This is a genomic window from Bradyrhizobium sp. CCBAU 11434 (assembly GCF_028128895.1).
Taxonomy (GTDB): Bacteria; Pseudomonadota; Alphaproteobacteria; order Rhizobiales; family Xanthobacteraceae; genus Bradyrhizobium; species Bradyrhizobium zhengyangense.
The window spans coordinates 458864-466698 of the sequence record NZ_LBJX01000001.1; the positions used below are offsets into that span (position 1 = coordinate 458864).

6 protein-coding genes and 1 pseudogene are annotated in these 7835 nt (G+C 64.9%); 2 read left to right on the forward strand and 5 right to left on the reverse strand.

Going from position 1 to position 7835, the window contains the following annotated elements; genetic code table 11:
- Nucleotides 1-7: 7 nt before the first annotated feature.
- The gene (locus XI06_RS02160) at nt 8-2929 is read right to left on the reverse strand and encodes a hypothetical protein (RefSeq protein ID WP_237892062.1); all 2922 of its coding nucleotides are present in this window, start codon (nt 2927-2929) and stop codon (nt 8-10) included.
- A 771-nt stretch (nt 2930-3700) separates the two neighbouring features.
- On the opposite strand from XI06_RS02160, the gene XI06_RS02165 reads away from it, so the two are divergent.
- Both XI06_RS02165 and XI06_RS02170 read left to right on the forward strand, forming a co-directional pair.
- The gene (locus XI06_RS02165; RefSeq protein WP_237874216.1) at nt 3701-3931 is read left to right on the forward strand and encodes a hypothetical protein; all 231 of its coding nucleotides are present in this window, start codon (nt 3701-3703) and stop codon (nt 3929-3931) included.
- Nucleotides 3932-3936: 5 nt separating this feature from the next.
- The gene (locus XI06_RS02170; RefSeq protein WP_271604553.1) at nt 3937-5097 is read left to right on the forward strand and encodes a glutathionylspermidine synthase family protein; all 1161 of its coding nucleotides are present in this window, start codon (nt 3937-3939) and stop codon (nt 5095-5097) included.
- Nucleotides 5098-5154: 57 nt separating this feature from the next.
- Here the strand turns inward: XI06_RS02170 and XI06_RS02175 are convergent, their stop codons facing one another.
- The 4 genes and pseudogenes from XI06_RS02175 to XI06_RS02190 all read right to left on the reverse strand — a co-directional run.
- Entirely contained in the window at nt 5155-6027 is an 873-nt protein-coding gene (locus tag XI06_RS02175) for a CheR family methyltransferase (RefSeq protein WP_237867197.1), read from the reverse strand.
- Nucleotides 6024-7220, reverse strand: coding sequence for a protein-glutamate methylesterase/protein-glutamine glutaminase (locus XI06_RS02180; RefSeq protein ID WP_271604554.1), 1197 nt, complete (start codon nt 7218-7220; stop codon nt 6024-6026). The genes XI06_RS02175 and XI06_RS02180 overlap by 4 nt, the downstream gene beginning before the upstream one ends.
- A 75-nt stretch (nt 7221-7295) precedes the next feature.
- The gene (locus XI06_RS02185; protein ID WP_007600538.1) at nt 7296-7661 is read right to left on the reverse strand and encodes a response regulator; all 366 of its coding nucleotides are present in this window, start codon (nt 7659-7661) and stop codon (nt 7296-7298) included.
- 72 nt (nt 7662-7733) lie between these two features.
- A pseudogene (locus tag XI06_RS02190) lies at nt 7734-7835 on the reverse strand (chemotaxis protein CheW); the annotation flags it as partial.

Below are 7835 nucleotides of genomic sequence, written 5' to 3' on the forward strand. Positions count from 1 at the left end.
TTCTCCTTTACCGTTCAATCTGCCCGCGAACGCGCGGGAGCGGTGTCGGCCGCACGATCGGTCGCGGCGTGAAGCGCTTGGGCGGCACGACGAACTTCGGCGGGGGCGGCGGCGGCACCGCAACGCCGGGCGGACGCACCCGCGACGGCTTGACCGCCTTGCCCCTCTTGCCGGACGGCACGACAACCGGCGCCGGAACGAAAGACTTGCCGGGCGCGAATGTCGCGCCGCCCGCGGGCACGCAATTGCGTTTGTCGGCATCGGGCTTCTGGCCGGCCGGACAGCACTGCCCGCCGGCTGTCGCCTGCGAGGCGAGGCAGCACGAGCCGTTCGGCAACTTCACATAGCCGGCGAAGCATCCCGTCGGCCCTGCATCCGACGTGCATTTTCCGTTGATCAGCATCTGTCCGGTCGGACACGTGCAGGCCGCTTTCGTGCCGGCGACCGCGGTGGCGGGCGGGCAGCATTGGCCGGTCACCGGATCGACAGTCGTGCCTGACGGACAGCTGACTGGCGGCTTGCAGCTATTGTCGGGCTGCGGCTTCGTCCCGGCCGGACAGCAAGTACCGTCAGGCGTCAGTTGCTCGGCCGCGCATCCCTGCTTGAGCGGCGGTTGGCAAGTGCCGTCCGGCTGCGGCGCAGAGCCCGCTGGGCAGCACTGGCCGCTCACGGTCAATTGCTGAGGCGGACATGGCTCCTTTGCCCTGCAGGTGCCATCGGGCTGCGGTGTCGAGCCGGGCGCGCAGCAGATGCCTTTCGACGTCAGTTGTGCCGGCGGGCACGTCGGCTGATGCGGCTTGCCGCATTTGCCATCGGGCCCGGGCAGCGTACCATCCGGGCAGCACTGGTTGGCCACGAACGCCCATGAACCGGACGGGCAGAGCTGATGGCAATTGCCGTCGAGCCCGATCTGATTGAACTGATCAATCTTTGTCTCGCAATTCATTTCCTGAGCTGTCGGCTTGCAACCGAAGAACTTGGCCGACGGGTCGGGCTCGAAGCCCACAGGACAGACCGGCGACTTGAACACCGGGCAATGATAACCGTTGGCATCGTGCACGGGCTTCGAGCCGTCGAGACAGACCAAGGTCGACCAATCGTTGGGATCGAACTTGCCGGCATCGAAACCTTGCAGGCAAAGCTCCAACTTGGCGGGATCGGTCGATCCATCCGGACACGGCGACGTGCACGTCCCGTTCGGCCCCGGGTAGGTTGCGAAGGGGCAGCACTGGAAGCCCGGCTGTTGCGACGTGCCGGGCGGGCAGGCGCACTGGTTGCCGGAGCCCGGCGGGCAGTCGAGCAGCGGCGGCTTCTTGCCGTGCACGCGCAGCCAGAAAAATCCCGGGAAGATTTCGACGCGCGGCCGATACCAGCCCGGCAGATTGAATCCGATCTGCCCACAGACGCGTGCAATCGCGACGTCGCCAAGATGGCCGCGCGCGATCGAGTCCTGGAACTGATCATCATAGTCGGCGAAATAGCTCTGCCACGGCGGCACATTGGCAGGCCGCACGGCCAGGATGTCGTTGCCTTGGAGGCCGTTGACTTCGACCGGACCACCGGCCGCGAGCTGGGAGGCGACCGCCGGGTCGCTCGAGTTGCGCAACTGCTCGCCGGTGGACCACAAGAACTGGCCGCAGGCAGCGCGATCGATGCGGCCCTGGTCGTCGTAACCGAAGCCGACGGCGACGCCGCCATTACCGTTGCGCATCTGCCGCGCGAAGCCGACCGCGTATTCGTCCGCCTGCGGCTGCCATTGCGGCCCCGCGGTGTCGGGCGGCGCCGGCAAATAACGCAGAACGCGGCCGGTGGCGTCAACCGTCAGAGCGTTGAAGTCGTAGGCGCCGCTCGGCGCCGCGCGCTCGGCGAGCAGCATGCGCCCTTGATCGTCGAACGCGATCTTGGCGATTTCACTCGGACCAGCCCCCGGCGCAACGCTGAGTTCGAGCCGCGGTTCGGCGCCAAATTTTGGCGCTATCGAAACCGACCAGACCTGAAGATCCCTGGCCACGGCGTAGTACAGACGCCCGTTGCGCACAGCGAGACCGAAGATCAGGCGCTGTGGATTGGCATAGCCCCAGGTCGCGGGATCGCCAGTACGAAACTTCGGGCTCGAGATATCGAGATGTCCCGAAGGATCGTAAGGCACCGGCGGCAAGCCGGCCGCGCTACGCCCTTGCACACCATGGTCATAGCGGGCGCGCTCCGTTCCCGTGGAGTCGAATGCGTGGATCATGCCCGTGGCACGGTCGGCCACGAATAGCGTGTTGGACGCGGCATCGAAGGCAAGCCCGCCCAGCGCCGGACCGGGATTGGCGGCGCCGTCTAGCGCAACGTTGGCGAACAGGCGGGCCTCGCCGGTGGTGCCATCGATCCGCCAGATCGAGCCGGGACCGCTGCCGAATTGCGCGGGTCCAAACAGGCCCGGCATAAAGGCGGCATTGGGTGCACCCTGCTTGGCGCGAGCGAACTGGGCGGCTCCCGTTGGAACGACGATCGGCAAGCCGTAAGCCGACGTTGCAGCGACGAACACGTTCGGCGGCGTTGCGTTGTCGAGCGCGACACCAAACAGCTGGCCGGTTTGAGCGGCGGTGACCGTGAAGGGTTTGGGCGCCGTCAGCAGTTGCGCCTGCGGAGGCGCACCCGGCGACTGCAGATCGAGCACGCGCGCTGAAGGCCCGTTGAGGTCGATGAACATCTTATCGACGGGATCAGTACCAGGCGGGATCATAACCGGCGGGATCGCGCCCGAGAATCCCGTGACAATCGCGTTGCCATTGGCAACGATGCCGGCAGACTGCGCCGTAGCCTCACCGCAGCCAAGCGAGCCGAACGACAATGCGGCGAACACCACCGCGCGCAGCCACCTCCTGCGATCTCCGCGATGACCTTGCTCCGACGGAATCGGGTGGGGCACACGCATCTGCATCGGCGAGAATCCCATTCAAACGACCACATCCATTTGAAACCGATCGCACCGGCGCGGGATTGAGCGGGATCAACAAATGCCTCCTTTTCAAATTGAGCCGAGAACGCGAGGACCCCCACGATCAAACCTTCAACGGTATCCCGACAATGCCGAACCAGAACCGAACAAGCCCCCTCGCCGTTGACACGCATCAACGCGCGGCCGGCCGGTGCAGGCATTCTTGTTTGAGTTCACGAGGGCCAGCGCATGAAACGTGGGAAAAAAGCAACGTTCGCCGCCGCGATCCGTACAGTTCTCATGTGTGCTGCTGTGGCCATCCCCACTGCAGCTCACGCAGCGAAGGGACACTGCCCGGGAGGCCAGCTTTGGCAGTGCACCACCTACGCGACGTCTCAAGAAAACGGCGCGTGGTATGACGCAAAGACCGGGCAATGGTACAATAAATCATGCAGTTGCCAGGACGCCGGAGGATCATCCGGCGGCGGAGGAGTCGGCTCATACGGTCATGCCGAGATCCACAAGAGGAACGTACCGACCGTCAAGCCGTCGAGCATCGGTCCGACGAGTCTTGCCCGTCCTCCGCTGGGGCTCAAGGTGACGCCCCGCGCGCCCACGCCGACGCTCCAGCCCGGACGAACGTACTGACATTCGTCTCCGTGGACCTGACAATGCCGCACGATGCCGTGAGACGTGCGGCTTTCGCTTGTCTCCACGCGGGCATGTGACGGAAACTCCGACGACACCGGGAATCGGAGGCTGGGCCGCAAAATCATGAAACGTTCGCGACGGGTCGTCCTCACAATGATGGGAAGTGCAACAGTCGGCGCAGTCTCGCTCGGATTCGTGCGCCGCGAGCCGGTGTGCGGCCCGGGTCTCGAGGCCGTACCCGGCATCGATGGGAGGCCTTATTGCCGTCCGGTCTATGGCGGGTTCGGCGGCACGCTGCATCATTTTCACGGCCATGGTCACGGCGGCCACGGCCATGGACATGGCGGCGGCTAGCAATCATGCAGCGCATCAGCTGTCCCGAGCGCGACGACTGGCAACAGACCGCCGAACAATGCGGCTTCGGCTTCCACACCATCGACGGCGAACGCTATTGGGATGAGCACGCCTATTACGCCTTCACGCTCGACGAGATCGAGCGCGACATCGAGACGCCGACGGGCGAGATCGATGCGATGTGCCTCGAGCTTGCCGGCCGCGTGATCGGCGACGAGCAGCACTTGCGGCGACTCAAGATTCCGGAAGCGTTTTGGGACCTCATCGCCGAGAGCTGGGAACGCGACGACCGCAGCCTCTACGGCCGGCTCGATCTCAAGTTTGATGGCGAGACGCCCGCAAAGCTGCTCGAGTACAACGCTGATACGCCGACCTCGATCTTCGAAGCCGCGGTGTTTCAATGGACCTGGCTCGAGCAGGCGATCGAGCGGCGTATCATCCCCGCGCGCGCCGATCAGTTCAACTCGATCCACGAGCGGCTGATCGCAGCGTGGAAGGAGATTGCCGGAGGCGAGCATCTGCACCTCACCGGCACCACCGGCAACGAGGAAGACGCCGGCACGCTCGCTTATCTCGAAGACACCGCACGCCAGGCCGGCCTCTCCACGACGCTGCTCGACATTGAAGATATCGGATGGCGCGATGAGGGCGGCGGCTTCGTCGACCTCGATAACCGCAACATGGAGCTGGTCTTCAAGCTCTATCCCTGGGAGTGGATGTTCCACGACGCTTTCGGCGCCAAGCTCAAGGGCGCACCGACGCGCTGGATCGAGCCGCCATGGAAGGCCGTGCTCTCCAACAAGGGCATCCTGCCGCTGTTGTGGGAGATGTTTCCGAACCACCCCAATCTGCTGCCGGCGTTCTTCGAGGATGATCCGCGTGCCGCCGAGCTCGGCAGCTCCTATGTCCGCAAGCCGCTGCTGTCGCGCGAAGGCGCCAATGTCACGCTGGTGTCGGGCGGGACGTCGCTCGACGAACACACAGGTCCCTACGGCGCCGAAGGCTTTGTCCGCCAGGCGCTATCGCCGCTGCCGAATTTTTCCGGCGTCTATCCGGTGATCGGAAGCTGGCTGGTGAACCATGAGCCCTGCGGGCTTTCGATCCGCGAGGACGAGAGCCCGATCACGGGCAACAGCTCGCGGTTCCTGCCGCATGCGATTTTGTGAGACCCTGTCATTCCGGAGGCGCGACAAAGTCGCGAGCCCGGAATGACGAGGAGAAGTTCACCGCGCCGCGGCGACCTTCAGTGGCTGCGGCATCAAGCCACCCATCGCCCGGCCGGAGCGCGCCGGATTGAGCTGATAGAGCCCGCGGCGGTCGGAGGCGGGGCGGAACGCATCGGTGATGCCGACGACGGATTCCGCAGCGCCCAACAGCAGTGTGCCGTCGGCTTCCAGCCCCTTCGCCATGCGCTCGAAAATCATGGCCTTGGTGTCCTGATCGAAATAGATCAGCACGTTGCGGCAGAAGATCACGTCGAACGTGCCGAGATGGGAGAAGTCCTGCAACAGATTGAGCTGGCGGAACTGCACCATCGCACGGACGTCGGCGTTGAGCTGCCAGACGTCGCTCGCTTGCGTGAAGTATTTCATCAGCAGCTGAATCGGCAACCCGCGCTGCACCTCGAACTGGCTGTAGACGCCGGCCTTGCACTTCTCCAGCACTTCCTGCGAGAGGTCGGTCGCGACAATCTCGATGCGCCAGCCTGCGAGCGTCGCACCCATCTCCTTCAGGCACATCGCGATCGAATAGGGCTCCTGCCCCGTCGATGAGGCCGCCGACCAGATCCGCAGCGACTTGCGCGCGGCGCGGGCCTGGATCAGGCCGGGCACGATGCTGTCGCGCAAATGATCGAACGGGATCTTGTCGCGGAAAAAGAAGGTCTCGTTGGTGGTCATGGCCTCGACCACATCGGTCGCAAGGCGGCCATCACCATTCCTGATCTTCAGAACGAGATCGGGGATTCCAGGAAGGCTGGCCTTGCGGGCCAGCGGCAACAGGCGGCTCTCGACCAGATATTGCTTGTCGGACGAGAGATCGAGACCGGAGCGCTCTTTCAGGAACTTGCGCAGATAGTCGTAGTCGGCGGGCGTCACGTGCGGTCTCCCGCGAACAGGCGGTTGACCTTGGCGCCGATCTGGTTGAGCGGCAGGATCGCCGCGCAGATGCCGGCATTGGCGGCCGCACCCGGCATGCCCCAGACCACGCTCGAGGCTTCGTCCTGCGCGATCACGCTGCCGCCGGCTGCGACGATGTCCTTGCCGCCGCGCATACCGTCCGAGCCCATGCCGGTCAGGATCACGGAGAGGATGTTGCCGTGCCAGACGTCAATGGCAGAGGTGAAGAGCGGATCGACCGCAGGCTTGCAGAAATTGACGGCGGGACCATCGTCGAGCGCGATCGCGGCCTCAGCGCCGCTGCGCACGACGCGCATGTGCTTGCCGCCCGGAGCGAGATAGATGCGACCCGGCTTGACCGGCTCGCCATCGACAGCCTCGGCGGCCGGCTTGCGGCTCGAACGCGCCAGATGCTCGGCGAGAATGGTGGTGAACGTCGGCGGCATGTGCTGGGTGATCAGCACCGGGAAGCGATCAATCACCGGGCCCAGCTCGGTGACCAGCGCCATCAGCGCCTGCGGACCACCGGTCGAGGAGCCGATCAGCAGCACCTTCGGCGCCTGGGTCGAGAACGGACGCGTGGAGAGCAAACCCGACGACGGGGCATGCGCAGCCGGCGCGGGCGCGGCAGGCCGCGCAACAACCGGCGCACGCGCGAGCGGTGCAGCAGGGCTCGCGGGCGCGAGCGGCGGGCTCGAAACCGCCGGCTTGCGGCGCAGCCGCGCACCGAGGTGACGGATCTTCTGGATCAGATCGTGATGGAAGATATCGGCGGCCGATGTCTCGCGCGTCGATTCCGGTTTGGGAATGTAGTCGGCCGCGCCGAGCGACAGCGCCTTGAAGCTGATCTCCGCATTGCGACGGGTCAGCGTCGAAGCCATGATGATGACGAGATCGCGCTTCTTCGCAAGCAGTTGCGGCAACGCCGAGATGCCGTCGAGCTCGGGCATTTCGATATCGAGCACGGCAACGTCAGGGTTGATGCGTTCGAGCTGGTTGACCGCCTCGAGCCCGGTGCGCAGCGACGCCGCGACCTCCATGTCGTGCTCGGCTCCGATCCAGCGCGAGATCAGACCGCGTATGACGACGGAGTCGTCGACGATCATCACCCGCAGCGGCCCGGCTTCACGCGACGGGCTCATGGTCGAATTACCTGCGAACGCCACACTCATTACTCACCAACTCAGACTGAAACGGTTCAGTTGACAACAAACGCCGAAGGGCCCGTCCAGCCTCCGGGTGTTCGCTCAGATCAGGCCGACTTCCTGGAACTTCGCCGTCACGATGTCCTTGTCGAACGGCTTCATGATGTATTCGTTGGCACCGGCATGCAGCGCGCGCGCGATGTGCGCGACGTCGTTCTCGGTGGTGCAGAACACCACCTTGGGCTGGTCGCCGCCGGGCATGCGGCGCAGATGACCGAGGAACTCGTAGCCGTCCATGACGGGCATGTTCCAGTCGAGCAGCACGGCATCGGGCAGTCCGCGCTTGCAGGCCTCGAGGGCCTTCTCACCGTCTTCGGCTTCGAGAATCTGGAAGTCGAGGCCTTCCAGGATCCGGCGCGCAACCTTGCGGATGACGCTGGAATCATCAACGACGAGACAAGTTCGCATGTGAACCTCTGCTTCCTATCCCCTTTGCGGGGCACTTCCAATTACAGGTACGTCGGCAGGTGCGCCGGCGTATCAGGCCGCCATCATCTCGGGCGCGAGCTCGAGCACGCGGTCGACGTCGAGGACGACCATGAGCTGGCCGTCGAGACGGTGGACGCCGCCGGCGAGCTTGGC